Origin of the sequence: Streptomyces capoamus (assembly GCF_014654935.1) — a bacterium.
Lineage (GTDB): Bacteria > Actinomycetota > Actinomycetes > Streptomycetales > Streptomycetaceae > Streptomyces > Streptomyces capoamus.
This window is the reverse complement of sequence record NZ_BNBF01000015.1, coordinates 162,033-179,499: the sequence shown is the minus strand read 5'-3', so window position 1 is coordinate 179,499 and position 17,467 is coordinate 162,033. Positions and strand designations below refer to the sequence as shown.

12 protein-coding genes and 1 pseudogene are annotated in these 17,467 nt (G+C 71.9%); 6 read left to right on the top strand and 7 right to left on the bottom strand.

Translation table 11 applies throughout. The features are described 5' to 3' along the window. A pseudogene (locus tag IE312_RS41505) lies at positions 1–322 on the bottom strand (sugar ABC transporter substrate-binding protein); the annotation flags it as partial. Between the two features lie 203 nt (positions 323–525). Between IE312_RS41505 and IE312_RS23410 the strand changes: the two are divergent. Next, complete coding sequence (locus IE312_RS23410; protein WP_189984299.1) at positions 526–1,617, top strand: S8 family peptidase; 1,092 nt, start codon at positions 526–528, stop codon at positions 1,615–1,617. 133 nt (positions 1,618–1,750) lie between these two features. Here IE312_RS23410 and ppdK read toward each other — a convergent pair whose 3' ends face one another. Continuing rightward, the gene (gene ppdK / locus IE312_RS23405) at positions 1,751–4,471 is read right to left on the bottom strand and encodes a pyruvate, phosphate dikinase (protein ID WP_189984298.1); all 2,721 of its coding nucleotides are present in this window, start codon (positions 4,469–4,471) and stop codon (positions 1,751–1,753) included. Between the two features lie 418 nt (positions 4,472–4,889). Further along, positions 4,890–6,110: an ROK family transcriptional regulator gene (locus IE312_RS23400; RefSeq protein ID WP_189984297.1), complete on the bottom strand. Its 1,221-nt coding sequence runs from the start codon at positions 6,108–6,110 to the stop codon at positions 4,890–4,892. 120 nt (positions 6,111–6,230) lie between these two features. Here IE312_RS23400 and IE312_RS23395 point away from each other — a divergent pair, with 120 nt between their 5' ends. The 3 genes from IE312_RS23395 to IE312_RS23385 all read left to right on the top strand — a co-directional run bounded on the left by IE312_RS23395 (position 6,231) and on the right by IE312_RS23385 (position 11,686). Next, a complete protein-coding gene (locus IE312_RS23395; RefSeq protein ID WP_189984296.1) occupies positions 6,231–7,913 on the top strand; it encodes an MGH1-like glycoside hydrolase domain-containing protein in 1,683 nt (560 codons plus the stop codon). Beyond that, positions 7,910–9,847: an amylo-alpha-1,6-glucosidase gene (locus tag IE312_RS23390; protein WP_189984295.1), complete on the top strand. Its 1,938-nt coding sequence runs from the start codon at positions 7,910–7,912 to the stop codon at positions 9,845–9,847. The genes IE312_RS23395 and IE312_RS23390 overlap by 4 nt, the downstream gene beginning before the upstream one ends. Positions 9,848–9,925: 78 nt before the next feature. Next, complete coding sequence (locus tag IE312_RS23385) at positions 9,926–11,686, top strand: alkaline phosphatase family protein (RefSeq protein ID WP_229900329.1); 1,761 nt, start codon at positions 9,926–9,928, stop codon at positions 11,684–11,686. Positions 11,687–11,782: 96 nt separating this feature from the next. Here IE312_RS23385 and dusB read toward each other — a convergent pair whose 3' ends face one another. Next, the gene (gene dusB, locus IE312_RS23380) at positions 11,783–12,916 is read right to left on the bottom strand and encodes a tRNA dihydrouridine synthase DusB (protein WP_189984341.1); all 1,134 of its coding nucleotides are present in this window, start codon (positions 12,914–12,916) and stop codon (positions 11,783–11,785) included. 153 nt (positions 12,917–13,069) lie between these two features. On the opposite strand from dusB, the gene IE312_RS23375 reads away from it, so the two are divergent. Further along, positions 13,070–14,518: an MFS transporter gene (locus IE312_RS23375; protein ID WP_189984294.1), complete on the top strand. Its 1,449-nt coding sequence runs from the start codon at positions 13,070–13,072 to the stop codon at positions 14,516–14,518. 79 nt (positions 14,519–14,597) lie between these two features. Here IE312_RS23375 and IE312_RS23370 read toward each other — a convergent pair whose 3' ends face one another. Beyond that, positions 14,598–14,798, bottom strand: coding sequence for a hypothetical protein (locus tag IE312_RS23370; protein WP_189984293.1), 201 nt, complete (start codon positions 14,796–14,798; stop codon positions 14,598–14,600). A 15-nt stretch (positions 14,799–14,813) separates the two neighbouring features. Further along, complete coding sequence (locus tag IE312_RS23365) at positions 14,814–15,356, bottom strand: hypothetical protein (protein ID WP_189984292.1); 543 nt, start codon at positions 15,354–15,356, stop codon at positions 14,814–14,816. Positions 15,357–15,682: 326 nt separating this feature from the next. On the opposite strand from IE312_RS23365, the gene IE312_RS23360 reads away from it, so the two are divergent. Then, positions 15,683–16,729 carry a chitinase gene (locus tag IE312_RS23360; protein ID WP_189984291.1) on the top strand — a complete coding sequence of 349 codons (1,047 nt, stop codon included), beginning with the start codon at positions 15,683–15,685 and terminating at the stop codon, positions 16,727–16,729. A gap of 67 nt (positions 16,730–16,796) precedes the next feature. On the opposite strand, the gene IE312_RS41500 is transcribed toward IE312_RS23360, so the two are convergent. Then, positions 16,797–17,467, bottom strand: a 671-nt coding sequence (locus IE312_RS41500; protein ID WP_268254336.1) for a His/Gly/Thr/Pro-type tRNA ligase C-terminal domain-containing protein, incomplete at its 5' end; no start/stop codon positions are given.

Sequence of the window (17,467 nt, the reverse complement as noted above, 5' to 3'; positions counted from 1 at the left end):
GGTCGAGCACCTGCCCGCCCTGGATCTGGTCCAGGGTCGGCCCGTTGACCTCGAAGACATCGGGCCCGGAGTCGGTGAGCAGCGCGGCGGCGGTCTGCTGGTCGTAGTTGCCCGGCCGCCACTCCACCGTGACGTGCGCCTTCTTGAAGGCGGCGGCGTACCGCTGCACCGCCTGCTGTGTGCCGGGTTCGCCGTACTGGTGGTACCACTGCTTCAACGAGGCGCCCGAACCTCCCCCGCCCCGTCCGGTGTTCGACCCGCAGCCCGCGAGCAGCCCGGCACCCGCGCCCGCGGCCAGCAGTTCCCTGCGCCTGATCGCCATCACGTGCCCCCTGACGTCCGTCATCGATGCACAGCCCAACGATCAACCATGCCGGGCGATTACGAAAGGGGCGTTGCGGCCGTGTGTCCCCCTCGGCCGCCGGCCCCGACCCGACCCGACCCGCGGGGCGGCGGAACCGCCCGCCCCCCGTGGTCGTCTTGTGCGCTGGCTGTGCACGAGCAGGAAGACGGGGGGACGTGGTGATGCGGAACATGACGAAGGCCGGGCTGGTGGTGGTCGCGATGGCGACGGTGCTCGGGACCTCGGCCTGCGGCGGGGCGGCCGGGGGCGGCGGCGGGAAGCCGCCCGCGCACGGGAAGGCGGAGTCGGCGGCGGCGTCCGGTTCGGGGCCGGCGTCCTCCGGAGCCGTGGGCGAGTTGTCCGCGGTCGCGCACAGCGGGGTGCCGTCCCTCACCCGCCACGTGCCGTGGAACCTGGACGTCCTGGACCAGCGGTCACGGCCGCTGAACGGGCGGTTCACCACCACCGCCACCGGCAAGGGCGTCCACGTCTACGTGATCGACACGGGGATGGACATCACCCACAAGGAGTTCGGCGGGCGCGCCCGCCTCGGCGCCGACTTCGTGGGCCGCAAGGACTCCGGTGACTGCTTCAGCGAGGACGGGGGCGGCCACGGCACGTTCGTCGCGGGTGTCATCGGCGGGGCGAAGTACGGGGTCGCGCCCGGGGCAGAGCTCGTACGGGTCCAGGGCATCCTGTGCGAGAGCGAGGGCGGCGGCTCCCCGGCGGCTGCCGAGGCGGCCGTGGTGAAGTCGGTCAAGTGGGTGACCGCGCACGCGCAGAAGCCCGCGGTGGTGAACATGTCGCTCAACTTCGACCACCGGTCGGCGGCCGTGGAGTCCGCCGTGAAGAAGATGGTCGACGCGGGGATCCCGACGGTGGTGTCGGCCGGCAACTACCGTGACGACGCCTGCAGGCACTCCCCGGCCGGTGTGCCCGGCACGATCGTCGTGGCGGCCTCCACCCCCGAGGACCGCCCGTGGGACGAGGGCGGCTCCTACGGATCCGGCTACGGACGGTGCGTGGACCTGTACGCGCCCGGCCAGAAGGTGACCGCCGCCCTCGCCGGCGGCGGTACGACCACGGAGGACTACGGCGCGACGTCCTGGGCCGCGCCCCATGCGACCGGCGTGATCGCGCTGTACCTGTCGGCCCACCCCCGGGCCACGGCCCGCGAGGTCCACGTCTGGCTCGACCACACGGCCACCCGCGGTGTCCTGCACGGCGTCCGCGCCGACACTCCGAACCGGCTGCTCAACACCGGCGGCCTCTGACCCGCCCGGCCGCGGACGCGCCGAAGGGGCGGCACCCCCCGCACCGGGGTGCCGCCCCTTCTCTTTCGTGCGCCGGAGCCGCCGCCGATCGGTGAGGGTCGGGGACCGACGGCGGCTCCGGGGACCGGGTGGGTCAGCGGTGGTCGCTGCCCGCCGACTGGGTGGCCGCGCGGCCGGCCTCCAGCCGGGCGACCGGGATGCGGAACGGGGAGCAGGAGACGTAGTCCAGTCCCACCTCGTGGAAGAAGTGGACCGACTCGGGGTCGCCGCCGTGCTCGCCGCAGACACCGAGCTTGAGGTCCGGGCGGGTACGCCGGCCCGCCTCGGCCGCCGCCTTCACCAGGGAGCCGACGCCGTCCTTGTCGATCGTCTCGAACGGGCTGACGCCGAAGATGCCCTTCTCCAGGTACGCGGTGAAGAACGAGGCCTCCACGTCGTCCCGGCTGAAGCCCCACACCGTCTGGGTCAGGTCGTTCGTGCCGAAGGAGAAGAACTCCGCCGCCTCGGCGATCTGGCCGGCCGTCAGCGCGGCGCGCGGCAGCTCGATCATCGTGCCGATCGCCAGCTTGAGCTGCGTACCGGTCGCCGCCTCGACCTCGGCGACCACCTGGTCCGCCTCGTCGCGGACGATCTCCAGCTCCTGGACGGTGCCGACGAGCGGGATCATGATCTCGGCGCGCGGGTCGCCCTTGGCCGCCTTGCGCTCGGCCGCCGCCTCCGCGATCGCGCGGACCTGCATGGTGAACAGGCCGGGGATGACCAGGCCGAGGCGTACACCGCGCAGGCCCAGCATCGGGTTCTGCTCGTGCAGGCGGTGCACCGCCTGCAGCAGGCGCAGTTCGTTCTCGTGCGGCTCCTGCCGGGACTCCGCCAGGGCCACCCGGACCGACAGCTCCGTGATGTCCGGGAGGAACTCGTGCAGCGGCGGGTCGAGGAGGCGGATGGTGACGGGCAAACCGTCCATCGCCTCGAAGAGTTCGACGAAGTCCTTCTTCTGCAGGGGCAGCAGTTCCCGCAGCGCGGCCTCGCGCTCTCCCTCGGTGTCGGCGAGGATCAGCTTCTCGACCATCTCCCGGCGCTCGCCGAGGAACATGTGCTCCGTGCGGCACAGGCCGATGCCCTGGGCGCCGAAGCGGCGGGCGCGCAGCGCGTCCTCGGCGTTGTCCGCGTTGGCGCGCACCCGCAGGCGGCGCTTGCGGTCGGCGAAGGCCATCAGGCGGTGGACGGCCTCGACGAGTTCGTCGGCGTCGTCGGCACCGGGGTGCATCCGGCCCTCGAAGTACTCCACCACGGGGGACGGGACGACCGGGACCTCGCCCAGGTAGACCTTGCCGGACGAGCCGTCGATGGAGATGAGGTCGCCCTCCTCCACGACGTGGCCACCGGGGACGGTCATGCGGCGGCGCTTGGTGTCGACCTCCAGCTCCTCCGCGCCGCAGACACAGGTCTTGCCCATGCCGCGGGCGACGACGGCCGCGTGCGAGGTCTTGCCGCCGCGCGAGGTGAGGATGCCCTCCGCTGCGATCATGCCGTCCAGGTCGTCGGGGTTGGTCTCCCGGCGGACCAGGATGACCTTCTCGCCCGAGCGGGACCACTTCACCGCCGTGTACGAGTCGAAGACCGCCTTGCCGACCGCGGCGCCCGGGGACGCGGCGATACCGCGCGCCACCTGCTCGACCTTCGCCTGCTCGTCGAAGCGCGGGAACATCAGCTGGGCCAGCTGGGCGCCGGTGACGCGCTGGAGCGCCTCCGTCTCGTCGATCAGGCCCTGGTCCACCAGCTGGGTGGCGATGCGGAAGGCGGCACCGGCGGTGCGCTTGCCGACGCGGGTCTGGAGCATCCACAGCTGACCGCGCTCGATCGTGAACTCGATGTCGCAGAGGTCCTTGTAGTGGTTCTCCAGCGTCTCCATGATCTGCATGAGCTGGTCGTACGACTTCTTGTCGATCTGCTCCAGCTCGGCGAGCGGGACGGTGTTGCGGATGCCCGCGACGACGTCCTCGCCCTGGGCGTTCTGCAGGTAGTCGCCGTAGACGCCCTGGTGGCCCGAGGCCGGGTCGCGGGTGAACGCGACGCCGGTGCCGGAGTCGGGGCCGAGGTTGCCGAAGACCATCGAACAGACGTTGACGGCCGTGCCGAGGTCGTGCGGGATGCGCTCCTGGCGGCGGTACAGCTTGGCGCGGTCGCCGTTCCAGGAGTCGAAGACCGCCTTGATGGCGAGGTCCATCTGCTCGCGCGGGTCCTGCGGGAAGTCCCGGCCGGCCTCCTTCTTGACGATCTTCTTGAAGGTGGTGACCAGCTTCTTCAGGTCCGCGGCCTCCAGGTCGGTGTCGACCGTGACCTTCTTGGCGGCCTTCGCCTTGTCGAGGGCCTCCTCGAACAGCTCGCCGTCGACGCCGAGGACGGTCTTGCCGAACATCTGGATGAGGCGCCGGTAGGAGTCCCACGCGAACCGCTCGTCGCCGGCCTGGGCGGCCAGGCCCTGCACCGACGCGTCCGACAGGCCGATGTTGAGGACCGTGTCCATCATGCCGGGCATGGAGAACTTGGCGCCGGAACGGACGGAGACCAGCAGCGGGTTGTCGGCCTGGCCGAGCTTCTTGCCCATCGTCGCTTCGAGGGCGTCGAGGTGCGCACTCACCTCGTCACGCAGTGCCGCGGGCTCCTCGCCGCTCTCCAGGTAGACCTTGCAGGCCTCCGTGGTGATCGTGAAGCCGGGAGGGACCGGGAGACCGAGGTTGGTCATCTCGGCGAGATTGGCACCCTTGCCGCCGAGGAGGTCCTTGAGGTCCTTGTTGCCCTCGGTGAAGTCGTAAACGAACTTCGCTACGTGGGGTTCTTTGTTTTCCGACACGGGTCTCGACTCCTTGAGGCCACGGTGGCTGCCCTGACGGCCAGGAACATACCCAGATCGAAGGTCTCTGGGTACGTCCACTTGCCCGTCATGCGCCTGTAACCACTCGTCCGCCAGCGGATCGAAAGTCAAGGCTTGGCAAGCGAAGCCAGCCGTATGTTTTCACTTCTTGAAGACAACCGCGCCCACAGGTGCAGTTTTGCGCTCACATGAGCAGCGTGTAGCGCGACTGATTTCGATCGATGAACGATCAAGGGGTGGCACCCAGTGCCACCCCTTGGAGAAGTGCAGTCGCACATGATCCGCTCATCTGAGCGCAACCCTTATCAAGGGTGGCGAGAATCACGCTGCCACAGAGTGCCCGGTTCCACCATGCGGACCCGTCGGCGGACGGGGGTCGGCACCGGAAACCTCCCGGTCACACCCCCATCTGCGACAGCCGCTCCTCCGCCCGCTCCGGCGCGTACAGGTGCTCCACCACCATCGCCCCGGCGCCGATCAGACCCGCCCGGTCGCCGAGCCGGGAGGTGAGGACTTCCAGGTGGGCGGTGGAGCGGGGCAGCGCCCGCTGGTAGAGCAGCTCGCGCAACCCGGTGAGGAAGGGGGTCCCGGCCAGGTCGCCCGCGATCATCAGGACGGCCGGGTTGAGCAGCGTGACGACCGTCGCCAAAACGTCCCCGACCTGGCGCCCGGCCTCGCGGGCCAGCGCGGCGGCCTGCGGGTGCCCGGCCGCCAGCAGGTCCCGCACGTCCGAGCCGGAGGCGGCCGGCACCCCGGACGCGGCCAGCCGCCGGGCCACGGCACCACCGCTCGCGACGGCCGCGAGGCAGCCGTACGACCCGCAACGGCACAGCGCGTCGGCGCCGACCCGGATGTGCCCGATGTCGCCGGCGCCGCCGTCGGCACCCCGGTAGATCGAGCCGTCCACGACCACCCCGGCGCCGATGCCCGTGGACACCTTGACCAGCACGAAGGCCGTGCAGCCGGGGTGCCCGGTGCGCTGTTCGCCGTAGGCCATGAGGTTGGCGTCGTTGTCGACCAGCACCGGGACCGCGGGGGCCCCGGTGTGCTCGGCGAAGGCGCGGGAGAGGCGGCCGCGGATGTCGTAGCCGTCCCAGCCCGGCATGATCGGCGGCTGGACCACCAGGCCGGTCTCGCTGTCCACCGGGCCCGGCACCGCGAGCCCGATCCCGCACGCCTCCTCACCCGCGTGTCCGGCCTTGGTCAGCAGCTCCCCGAACCAACGGCCCAGTTCGGCCAGGACGGCGTCCGGGCCGTCCTCGACCGCCAGCGGACCGGCGTGCTCGGCGAGGATCTCGCCGGTCAGCGAGAGGACGGCCGCGCGGGCGTGCCGGGTGTCGAGATCGGCGGCGAGCACCACCGCGTGGGAGCCGTCGAACTCCAGGGTGATGGAGGGGCGGCCGCCGAGGGGCGAGTCGACCGGGCCGCCGGCGCCCTCGCGCAGCCAGCCCGCCCGGAACAGCCGGTCCAGGCGCTGGCCCACGGTGGCCCGGGACAGTCCGGTGGCCTGCTGGAGCGCTCCCCGTGTCACGGCCCGCCCACTGCGCACCAGTTCGAGCAGATCGCCGGCTCCCGCCTGGCTCCCGCTCCTCCCGGTCCTTCCCGGACGTCCCGTCATGCGCACCCCCTTGTGCTCCCCTAGTTTGCATTACATAGTAGGTTTTGCGTGTTAAATAGACGTAACCCTACGGTGCCCGCGGCCGAACCCGCGCGGCCGGACGTCTTCGGGGAGCCCCGAGTGGACCGCACTGCCCAGCTCACTGACCGTCCCGCGAAGCACGAGATCGCATACGATCCACCGGCCGCGCCCCCGCCCGAGGCCACGGGCACGGCCGTGGCCACGGCGTCACTGCACGTCAGAGCGGCCGAGGTACTGGAGGCGAACTGGACGGGCGGCTCGACCGTGCCGTCCCGGAACCTGTACCCCCACCAATGGTCCTGGGACTCCGCCTTCATCGCCATCGGGTCACGGCACCTCTCGCCGCTGCGGGCCCAGACCGAACTGGAGACGCTGCTCGCCGCACAGTGGGCCGACGGTCGCGTCCCGCACATCGTGTTCAACCCCTCCGTACCGCTCGACGCGTACTTCCCGAGCCCCGACTTCTGGCGCTCCGCCACCGCCGGGCGCGCGGCGGGCGCCCCGCGCACCGTACAGACCTCCGGCATCGTGCAGCCACCGGTGCACGCGCTGGCGGCCTGGCTGGTGCACCGCGCCGACCCCGGGCTGTCCCTGGCCCGGGGCTTCCTGGCCCGGGTGTACCCCCGGCTGGCCGCCTGGCACCGGTACCTGCTGCACCGGCGCGACCTGGGCGGCGGGGGCCTCGCGAGCGTGGTCCACCCGTGGGAGCAGGGCATGGACAACAGCCCCTGCTGGGACGCCCCGCTCGCCCGCGTCACCCCCGCCCCGGCCCGCTCCTTCCGCCGCGCCGACCTCGACCACGGCGCGGCCGACGACCGGCCGACGGACCTGGACTACGGGCGGTACGTACGGCTGGCCGCGGACTACCGGGACGCCGGATACGCCGACGGGGAGGCGGAGTTCGCCGTGGAGGACCCGGCGTTCAACGCCCTCCTCATCGTCTCCGAGCTCGCCCTGGCCCGGATCGCCGAGGAACTGGGTGCGACGGGCTCCGCCCGCCGCACCCGCGCCGAACGCCTGACGGCGGCCCTGGTGGCCCGGCTGTGGGACGAGGAGTCCGGCATGTTCCTGTGCCGGGACCTGCGGGGCGACACCTCGCCCACCGCTCCCGGCACCCCGGCGCGGCGCGATCCCTGTGACCCCGGCCCCCGGGACGGCCCCGGCGGTCCCGACACCGGCTTACGCGAGCCCGGAGCCGTGCCGGGTGCCGTCCCCGGAGACGGCACCCGTCGGCGGGGAGCCGCCACCGGCCGACGCCCCCGTCCCGCCACCCCCGGTCTCATCCCCGAGCGCGGTGTGTCCGGGCTGGTGCCGTTGGTGGTGCCCGGCCTGCCCCGGGACATCGTCGACGCGCTGGTCCGCACCCTGCGCGGGCCGCACTTCTCGGTGGGGGACCGTACCCGGCTGGCGCCGAGCTACGACCTGCTCGGCGAGGCCTTCGACCCGCACCGCTACTGGCGCGGGCCGGCCTGGTTCAACACCAGCTGGCTGCTGGAGCGCGGGCTGCGCACGCACGGCGAGCGGGAGCGGGCCGACGCGCTGCGCGAGGCGGTGCTGGACCTGGCCGGCAGCACCGGCTTCGCCGAGTACGTCGACCCGTACACCGGCGAGGCCTGCGGCGCGACCGGCTTCGGCTGGACGGCCGCCCTCGCGCTCGACCTGCTGCACCGGCGGCCCGCACCGCACGAGCCCCAAGAGCTGGGCAAGAGCCCACAAAATGGCGCACCCCCCACGGACACCGCACCGTTCGACAGGAGTGACAGAGGAGGGGACCGGGGATGACGGACCGGCATCATCTGCTCGTGCACGGCGCCACCTTCGCCGCCGTGGGCGACCGCGGCGACATCAGCGGAGTGCGGGGCGGCAGCCCGCCGGACGGGCTGTTCGTCCGGGACGCCCGCCACCTCAGCCGCTGGCAGCTCACCGTCGACGGCGCGGTACCCGAGGTGCTCACCCCGGTGGCGGACGGCGACGAGGCCCGCTGCGTGCTGGTCCCGCGCGGCGGCCGGCAGGAGCCCCCCGCGCACACGCTGTTCAGGGAACAGGCCGTCGGGGACAGCTCGTTCGTGGAGTCGGTGCGGGTGACCAGCAACCGGCCGGTGCCCACCGCCGTCCGGCTCGCGCTCACCGTCGACGCCGACTTCACCGACCAGTTCGAACTCCGCTCCGACCACCGCACCTACCTCAAGTCCGGCGCCGTACGCTCCCGGGAAGTCCTCGACGACGGCATCGAGTTCACCTACCGGCGCGCGGAATGGCGGTCCAGTACGACGATCACGGCCGACCCGGCGCCCGACGCCGTGGAGGAGACCGGCACCGGCGCCCGCCGCCTGGTGTGGACCCTCGACCTCGCCCCGCACGGGACGACCGACCTGCTGCTGCGGGTGATCGCCCGCCCGCACGGCCTCCGACGTGCCGTGCGCGTGCCCCGCGACCCCGCCGCCGTGCGCGCGCACATCGCAGCCGGGGAAGCGGAGTTCATGGAGGGCGTGGCCTTCCCGACCGGCTGGCCCGAGCTGGCCGCGGCCTGCGCCCGGGGCCTGGCCGACCTCGCGGCGCTCCAGGTCCCGGCCACCGGACCGGACGGCGAGGAACTGCGCGTACCGGCGGCCGGCGCCCCCTGGTTCCTCACCCTGCTCGGCCGCGACGCGCTGCTCACCTCCCTGTTCACCCTGCCCTACCGCCCGCGATCGGCCGCCGCGACCCTCTTCGCCCTGGCCGCCACCCAGGCCACGGACGGCGCCGGCTCCCCGGTCGCCCAGCCCGGCAAGATCGTGCACGAGGTGCGGCACGGCGAGCTGGCCCACTTCGGCCAGGTGCCGTTCGCCCGCTACTACGGCTCGGTCGACGCCACCCCGCTGTTCCTGATCCTGCTCGGCGCGTACGTGGAGCAGACCGGGGACACGGAGCCGGCCCGCCGCCTGGAGCGGCACGCCCGGGCCGCCGTCGGCTGGATGCTCGACCACGGCGGCCTGACCTCGCGCGGCTACCTCGTCTACCGCGCCGACGAGGGCGGCCTCGCCAACCAGAACTGGAAGGACTCCCCCGGCGCGATCTGCTGCGCCGACGGCACCCGGCCCACCGGCGCGGTGATGGCGGCGGGCGCCCAGGGCTACGCGTACGACGCGCTGCGCCGCACGGCCGGGGTGGCGCGGACGGTGTGGGCCGACGAGACGTACGCCGCACTGCTGGAGCAGGCGGCGGCCGACCTGCGGGACCGCTTCCAGCGCGACTTCTGGATGCGGGAGCGGTCCTTCCCGGCGCTGGCACTGGACGGGCAGGGCCGGCAGATCGACGCGCTGGCCTCCGACGCCGGGCACCTGCTGTGGTCGGGGCTGCTGGACAAGGAGTACGGCGAGGTGGTGGGCCGGCGGCTGCTGGAGCCGGACTTCTTCTCCGGGTGGGGCGTCCGCACGGTGGCCGCCGGCCAGGCGGCGTACCACCCGCTGTCCTACCACCGGGGTTCGGTCTGGCCGCACGACAACGCGCTGATCGCCCTGGGGCTCGCGCGGTACGGGCTGCACGACGAGGCCCGTACGGTCGCCCACGCGCTGGTCGACGCGGCGACTCGGGGCGGTCACCGGCTGCCGGAGGTGCTGGCGGGGTACGCGCGCGTTCCGGGCGGGTCGCCGGTGCCGTACCCGCACGCGTGCGGGCGGGAGGCCCGGTCCGCCGCTGCGCCGCTCGCCCTGCTGACGGCCGTGGGGGGCGCCTGAGCGGTACGCCGGCCGTGTTGACCAGGTGTTTGCCCGGCCGGGGTGAACGGGGGCGGCCGGGGCGTCGTACCGGAGGGCATGAGTGCGCTCCAGTCAGCCGAGGACGTGGCCGCAGAGGTCACCGAAGCCGCCCCGCGCCCGTCCCGCCGCCCCTGGACGGTCTGGTCGGCATGGCGGCGGCGCTGGGCCGAACGGCATCCGGCCGCCGCGCGGGCCCTGTCCGTGAGCGTCACCGTACTGGCCGCCCTGCTCGTCGTCGCCGCACTGGTGATGCCCAACACCGTGGTCCGGCTCGGACCGGCGAAGTTCCTGCGGATACCGGCGGAGGCGGTCATCGGGGCCGCCGTGCTGCCGGCGCTGCCGCGGCGCCCGCGGGTGGTGGTGGCGGCGCTGTCCGGGGTGCTGCTCGGGGCCATGACCGTGCTGAACGCGCTCGACATGGGGTTCAACCAGTACCTGGGCCGCAACTTCAACGTCGTCCTGGACTGGAGCCTGTTCGGCGACGCGGAGTCGTACCTGGAGGACTCCCTCGGGCGGACGGAGACCCTCGCGGCCGTGGGCGGGGTGATCGCCCTCGTGCTGCTGCTGTTCGTGCTGCTCGCCCTGTCCGTGGTCCGGCTGGGCAACCTGCTGGCCCGGTACCCCGCGGCAGCGACCCGCGGCACCCTGGTCGCCGGGGTCGCCTGGATCACCTGCTCCTCCCTCGGCCTGCAGGTGGCCGGCGTGCCGGTCGCCTCCGACCGGACCGCGAACGCGCTGAAGATCCAGGCCCGCCGGGTCTCGGCCACGCTGAAGGACGAGGCGGAGTTCCGCAAGGTGGCCCGGGTCGACGCGTACGGGAACACACCGGCCGGCCAGCTGGTGCCCGACCTGCGGGGCAAGGACGTGGTCTTCACCTTCATCGAGAGCTACGGCCGCAGCGCGATCGAGGACCCGGTCATGGCGCCCGGCGTGGACCGGACCCTCGACATCCGCACCAAGGCCCTGGCCAAGGCCGGCTTCCACGCCAAGAGCGGCTGGCTGACCTCGGCGACCTACGGCGGCAGCAGCTGGCTGGGCCACTCCACCACCATGTCGGGCCTGTGGATCAGCAACCAGCAGCGCTACCGCACGGTCATGGCCAGCGACCACCTCAGCCTGACGGAGGCGTTCCGCAAGACCGGCGCGTTCGACACGGTCGGTGTCATGCCGGGCGTGCAGAAGGGGTGGCCGGAGCAGAAGTGGTACGGCCTGGACAGGGTCTACAACGCCTTCCAGCTCGGCTACCGGGGCCCGAAGTTCAGCTGGTCGACCATGCCGGACCAGTACGCGCTCCAGCAGTACCAGGAGCGGGTGCACAGCAAGCCGGTGCCCGCCGGGAAGTCACGCATGTCGCTGCTCATCCTGACCTCCAGCCACCAGCCGTGGGCGCCCATCCCGAAGATGGTCGACTGGGACCGGCTCGGTGACGGCTCCGTCTTCAAGGGCATCGAGGCGGCGGGCAACAAGGCGGCCGACGTCATCGCCGACACCACCAGGTCCCGCGAGGAGTACGGCAAGTCGATCCAGTACTCGGTGACCGCGCTGACCGAGTGGCTGGAGCGCTACGGCACGAAGGACACCGTGCTGGTCTTCCTCGGCGACCACCAGCCCATCTCCCGGGTCAGCGGCAACCACGCCAGCCGCGACGTACCGGTGTCGGTCGTCGCCAAGGACCCGAAGCTGCTCGACAAGATCGCCGACTGGAACTGGACGGACGGCCTCCGCCCGGCCCACGACGCCCCCGTCTGGAAGATGAGCTCCTTCCGGGACCGCTTCCTGAAGGCCTACGGCTCGACCCCCCACCCGAAGCACGGCTGACCCGACCGGACCCGCCCCCCTGCCGGCCCACCGAGCCGGGTGGTGGGTGGGCGGGGCCGGGGTCCAGGGGCGAGCCCCGGGAAGGGCTCGCACCGCTCAGCCGCCGGACGTGTCCAGCTCGGCGTCCTCGCTCACGCCCGCACAGTCGTACGGATCCTTCAGCCACCCGTCCGGCAGCACCACCCGGTTGTTGCCGGACGTCCGCCCCCGCGGCCCCTCCGCCCCGACCGGCCACCCCTGCTCCAGGTCCAGCTCGTCCAGCCCGGCCCGCAGCTCCTCCAGGGACGACGTGATCGCGAGCCGCTTGCGCATCTCGGAACCGACCGCGAATCCCTTCAGGTACCAGGCGACGTGCTTGCGGAAGTCGACCACGCCCTTGGACTCGTCGCCGATCCACTCCCCCAGCAGCGTGGCGTGGCGCACCATCACGTCGGCCACCTGCCGCAGCGAGGGCCGTACGACGTCGTCCGGCCGCCCCTCGAACGCCGCCACCAGGTCCGCGAACAGCCACGGCCGCCCCAGGCAGCCGCGTCCGACCACGACCCCGTCGCACCCGGTCTCCCGCACCATCCGCAGCGCGTCCCCGGCCGACCAGATGTCCCCGTTGCCGAGCACGGGGATCTCGGGCACGTGCTCCTTCAGCCGGGCGATGGCGTCCCAGTCGGCGGTGCCGCCGTAGTGCTGGGCGGCCGTACGACCGTGCAGGGCGATGGCCGTCACACCTTCCTCGACGGCGATACGGCCGGCGTCGAGGTACGTGATGTGGTCGTCGTCGATGCCCTTGCGCATCTTCATGGTCACCGGCAGGTCACCGGCCCCGGACACCGCCTCGCGCAGGATCGCCCGCAGCAGGTTCCTCTTGTACGGCAGTGCGGATCCGCCGCCCTTGCGGGTCACCTTGGGCACCGGGCAGCCGAAGTTCAGGTCGATGTGGTCGGCCAGGCCCTCCTCCGCGATCATGCGGACGGCCTTGCCGACGGTGGCGGGGTCGACCCCGTACAGCTGGATCGACCGCGGCCGCTCGCTCGCGTCGAACTTGATCAGCTGCATGGTCTTCTCGTTGCGTTCGACCAGCGCGCGGGTGGTGATCATCTCGCTGACGAACAGCCCCTTGCCGCCGCTGAACTCCCGGCACAGCGTGCGGAAGGGCGCGTTGGTGATGCCCGCCATGGGTGCGAGCACGACGGGCGGTGTCACGGCGTGCGGGCCGATGGAGAGCGGGTGGGTCATCGTCAGGGCTCCGGAGCGGGTGGACGGCACAGGGACACGGAACAAGGTCCCATTGTCCCTCACCCGACCGGCCGCCCGACCAGAGCACATGCCAGAGCACATGTATGACTCATTAGTTAGACGCACTATTGATTCGGGCGTACGATGGGAGCCATGCCAGAGCTGAGCCCTCGCCGACGCCTGCTCGTGCTCGCGATCTGCTGCATGAGCCTGCTGATCGTGAGTCTCGACAACACCGCGCTGAACGTGGCCCTGCCCTCGATGCAGCGCGACCTGCACGCCAGTACCTCCGGACTGCAGTGGACCATCGACGCGTACACGCTCGTGCTGGCGTCCCTGCTGATGCTCGCGGGCTCGACGGCCGACCGGATCGGACGCAAGCGGGTCTTCATGACGGGGCTGGTGGTGTTCACCGTCGGCTCCGCACTCTGCTCCCTCGCCCCGGACCTGGAACTGCTCATCGTCTTCCGCATGGTCCAGGCGGTGGGCGGCTCGATGCTCAACCCGGTCGCCATGTCGATCATCACCAACACCTTCGCCGACCCCCGGGAACGCGCCCGGGCGATCGGCGTGTGGGGCGCCGTGGTCGGCATCTCCATGGCGGCGGGCCCACTGGTCGGCGGCCTGCTGGTGCAGTCTGTGAGCTGGCGTGCCATCTTCTGGGTCAACCTGCCCGTCGGCCTCGCCGCCCTCCTCCTCACCCTCCGCTTCGTGCCCGAGTCCCGCGCGCCCCGGGCCCGCCGCCCGGACCCGGTGGGCCAGCTGCTGGTGATCGCGCTGTTCGGCGCACTGACGTACGCGATCATCGAGGCCCCGGAGTCGGGCGCCGGCCCGGTCGCGCCGTTCGCCGCGCTCGCGCTGGCCGCGCTGCTGGCGCTGCTGTGGTACGAGCCCCGGCGCGCGGAACCCCTCATCGACCTGCGCTTCTTCCGCTCGGCCCCGTTCAGCGGCGCCACGGTGATCGCGATCAGCGCGTTCGCGGGGCTGGGTGGCTTCCTGTTCCTGTCCACCCTGTACCTGCAGAACGTGCGCGGCCTGGACGCCCTGCACGCGGGTCTGTGGATGCTGCCGATGGCCGCGCCGACGTTCCTGTGCGCCCCGCTCTCCGGCCGCCTGGTCGGCAGCCGCGGGCCCCGTCTGCCGCTCCTGGTGGCCGGTACGGCGATGACCGCGAGCGGTGTGCTGTTCGCCGCGTTCGAGGCGGAGACGTCGAACGCCACCCTCTTCCTCGGCTACGTCCTCTTCGGCATCGGTTTCGGCTTCGTGAACGCGCCGATCACCAACACCGCGGTCTCGGGCATGCCCCGCGCCCAGGCCGGCGTCGCCGCCGCCGTCGCCTCCACCAGCCGGCAGCTGGGCCAGACACTCGGCGTCGCGGTGGTCGGCGCGGTGCTGGCCTCCGGCATAGGCTCCGCCCCCTACCGCCAGACCTTCGTCACGGCCGCCCGCCCCGGCTGGTGGATCCTCACCGCCTGCGGCCTCGCCGTCCTCCTCCTCGGCCTCCTCACCAGCGGCCGCTGGGCCCACCACACCGCCGAACGCACGGCCGCGGCCCTGGAGACACCGGAGATCCGCCGGCCCGCCGCGGCCCCGGGGCGGTGAGCCCCGGCCGTACGGTCCGGCTGGAGCGGTCCGCCACGACGGACAGTCGCTCGCGACGGCACGGCGCGGCGCGCACCCGTCAGAAGTTCCCGTTGGCCAGGATCTCGCCCTCGGCGTCGTACACGGTCACCAGGCCGCCGCCCGTCCCCGGCATCCACGTCTGGTAGGCGGAGACGACCAGCTTGCCGTCCGGGTTGTGACCGCCGAACATCCCGCCCGTCCAGTCGGTGTAGACGTCGACCATGCCGTTACCGCCGAACGCTCCGTGGACGCGCGTCACGTGAGCGACTGCGGCTTAGTCGGCCGCGCTGCCGTTGGACTTCGCCCACCGCTTGAAGATGTCCGCCTCCGACGACCAGGTGGGCGAAGACTTCGGCTCCGCCTCCGCGTGCGCCTGCGCCTTCTTCGGCTTGATGTCCCCCGGCTTGTGCGGCGAACAGAAGGTGTCCTGCACGGCCGACACGATCCGCCCGCTCTGGGCGTCGGAGAGGTGGGGCACAGTGCCGCCCTCGAACCGGAACTTGGCGTTGGCCTTCACCGTGTCCGAGTCCTTGCGGTCCTTGATGTCCGAGCAGACGTTGACCGACCGGCGAACCGCCCGGTCCTCGTTGGCGACGAGACCGGCGTCGATGTTCTTCAACGCGCTCAGCAGGTCAGCCCGCTGATGAGCGTTCGGAGAGGGAACGGAGGACACCCCAGGGGGCGCGGAAGCGGTCGCGCTCGGCTTGGCGGCCTTCGGCCTGGCCGCCTTCGCGTCGTCGTCGCCGCCACAACTGTCGGCGGCACCGATGACGAACAATGCGACGACGCCGCCCACGATCCATCTGCCCTTACCCATGACGCGTCTGTCTCCCCACTCGATTGCGTTGCGCCGCACAAGCGATCCACACGGCGACACTCGGGGCATCCGTCCCGTTTCGGACATGCCGAAGCCCCCGTCGAGTTGGCGCGAAACCAGCTGGCAGAGATCAGATGCGGTTACATATTAAACATTCTCCTTACACTTTCTTCACCCTGCCCATACACCTGCCGCCGTCCTCACCGGCGGGCGGATCGGTCGGTTGGTCCAGACCTATTGACGAGAGGTCTGGACCACGCGCACTGTCATGCCTACGACACCTCACGCACCCGACACCTCACCGCACCCCCACCGGGAGGCCCCGCATGATCCGACGGCTGCTCGCCGCCGCGCTCTCCGCCGCGTTCCTCGTCCCCCTGGGCATAGCCACCGCGTCCACCGCCTCCGCCGCCGCCGACACCTGCGCGGTGAAGCCCAAACCGGCCGGCAAGGTGCTCCAGGGGTACTGGGAGAACTGGGACGGCTCCGCCAACGGCGTCCACCCGCCGTTCGGCTGGACCCCGATCACCGACCCCCGCATCCCCGCCCACGGCTACAACGTGATCAACGCCGCCTTCCCGGTGATCCGCTCGGACGGCACGGCGCTGTGGGAGGACGGCATGGACGCCGGCGTGAAGGTGGCCACGCCCGCCGAGATGTGCGCGGCCAAGGCGTCCGGCCAGACGGTCCTGCTCTCCATCGGCGGCGCGGCGGCCGGCATCGACCTGTCGTCCTCCGCCGTGGCCGACCGGTTCGTGGCGACGATCGTCCCGATCCTGCAGAAGTACAACTTCGACGGCATCGACATCGACATCGAGACGGGCCTGGTCGGCAGCGGCAGCATCGACCGGCTCTCCACGTCCCAGGCGAACCTGATCAAAATCATCGACGGGATCCTGGCACGGATGCCGGCCGGCTTCGGCCTGACGATGGCCCCGGAGACGGCGTACGTCACCGGCGGCAGCGTCACCTACGGCTCGATCTGGGGCGCGTACCTGCCGGTCATCAAGAAGTACGCGGACAACGGCCGCCTGTGGTGGCTCAACATGCAGTACTACAACGGCAGCATGTACGGCTGTTCCGGCGACTCCTACGCGGCCGGCACCGTGCAGGGCTTCACCGCCCAGACCGACTGCCTGAACAAGGGTCTGGTGGTCCAGGGCACGACGATCAGGGTGCCGTACGACAAGCAGGTCCCCGGCCTGCCCGCACAGCCCGGCGCGGGCGGCGGCTACCTGACCCCGTCCCAGGTCTCGCAGGCGTGGCGGACCTACGGCACGTCGCTCAAGGGCCTGATGACGTGGTCGGTCAACTGGGACGGCGCGAAGAACTGGACCTTCGGCGACAACGTCAAGGCGCTGCAGGGGCGTTGACCGGCCCCTGACACGCGTACGCCGGACGGGCCCGCCTGCGCGGCCCGTCCGGCGTACGAGGGTGCGACTAGGCGCCGATCAGACGGCTGGCCAGGTAGCCCTCGATCTGGTCCAGCGACACGCGCTCCTGCTTCATCGAGTCGCGCTCGCGCACGGTGACGGCGTTGTCCTCGAGGGTGTCGAAGTCGACGGTCACGCAGAACGGGGTACCGATCTCGTCCTGGCGGCGGTAGCGGCGGCCGATGGCGCCGGCGTCGTCGAAGTCGATGTTCCAGTGCTGGCGCAGGGCCTGGGCGAGACCCTTGGCCTTCGGGGACAGCTCCGGGTTGCGGGAGAGCGGGAGCACCGCGACCTTCACCGGGGCGAGGCGGTGGTCCAGGCGCAGCACGGTGCGCTTCTCCATCTTGCCCTTGGCGTTGGGCGCCTCGTCCTCGACGTAGGCGTCGAGGAGGAAGGCCAGCATGGTGCGGCCGACACCGGCCGCGGGCTCGATGACGTACGGCGTCCAGCGCTCGCCGGCCTCCTGGTCGTAGTAGGAGAGGTCCTGGCCGGAGGCCTTGGAGTGCGCCGAGAGGTCGTAGTCGGTGCGGTTGGCGACGCCCTCCAGCTCGCCCCACTCCGAGCCGCCGAACTGGAAGCGGTACTCGATGTCGGCGGTGCGCTTGGAGTAGTGGGAGAGCTTCTCCTTCGGGTGCTCGTACCAGCGCATGTTCTCCTCACGGAGACCCAGGCCGGTGT

Excerpts from the sequence above, each read along its gene's own strand:
- IE312_RS23390 (WP_189984295.1), top strand. The coding sequence starts at position 7,910 with ATGACGGACCGGCATCATCTGCTCGTGCACGGCGCCACCTTCGCCGCC.
- IE312_RS23385 (WP_229900329.1), top strand. The coding sequence starts at position 9,926 with ATGAGTGCGCTCCAGTCAGCCGAGGACGTGGCCGCAGAGGTCACCGAA.
- IE312_RS23360 (WP_189984291.1), top strand. The coding sequence starts at position 15,683 with ATGATCCGACGGCTGCTCGCCGCCGCGCTCTCCGCCGCGTTCCTCGTC.
- dusB (WP_189984341.1), bottom strand. The coding sequence starts at position 12,916 with ATGACCCACCCGCTCTCCATCGGCCCGCACGCCGTGACACCGCCCGTC.
- IE312_RS23365 (WP_189984292.1), bottom strand. The coding sequence starts at position 15,356 with ATGGGTAAGGGCAGATGGATCGTGGGCGGCGTCGTCGCATTGTTCGTC.
- IE312_RS23400 (WP_189984297.1), bottom strand. The coding sequence starts at position 6,110 with ATGACGGGACGTCCGGGAAGGACCGGGAGGAGCGGGAGCCAGGCGGGA.
- IE312_RS23375 (WP_189984294.1), top strand. The coding sequence starts at position 13,070 with ATGCCAGAGCTGAGCCCTCGCCGACGCCTGCTCGTGCTCGCGATCTGC.
- IE312_RS23410 (WP_189984299.1), top strand. The coding sequence starts at position 526 with ATGCGGAACATGACGAAGGCCGGGCTGGTGGTGGTCGCGATGGCGACG.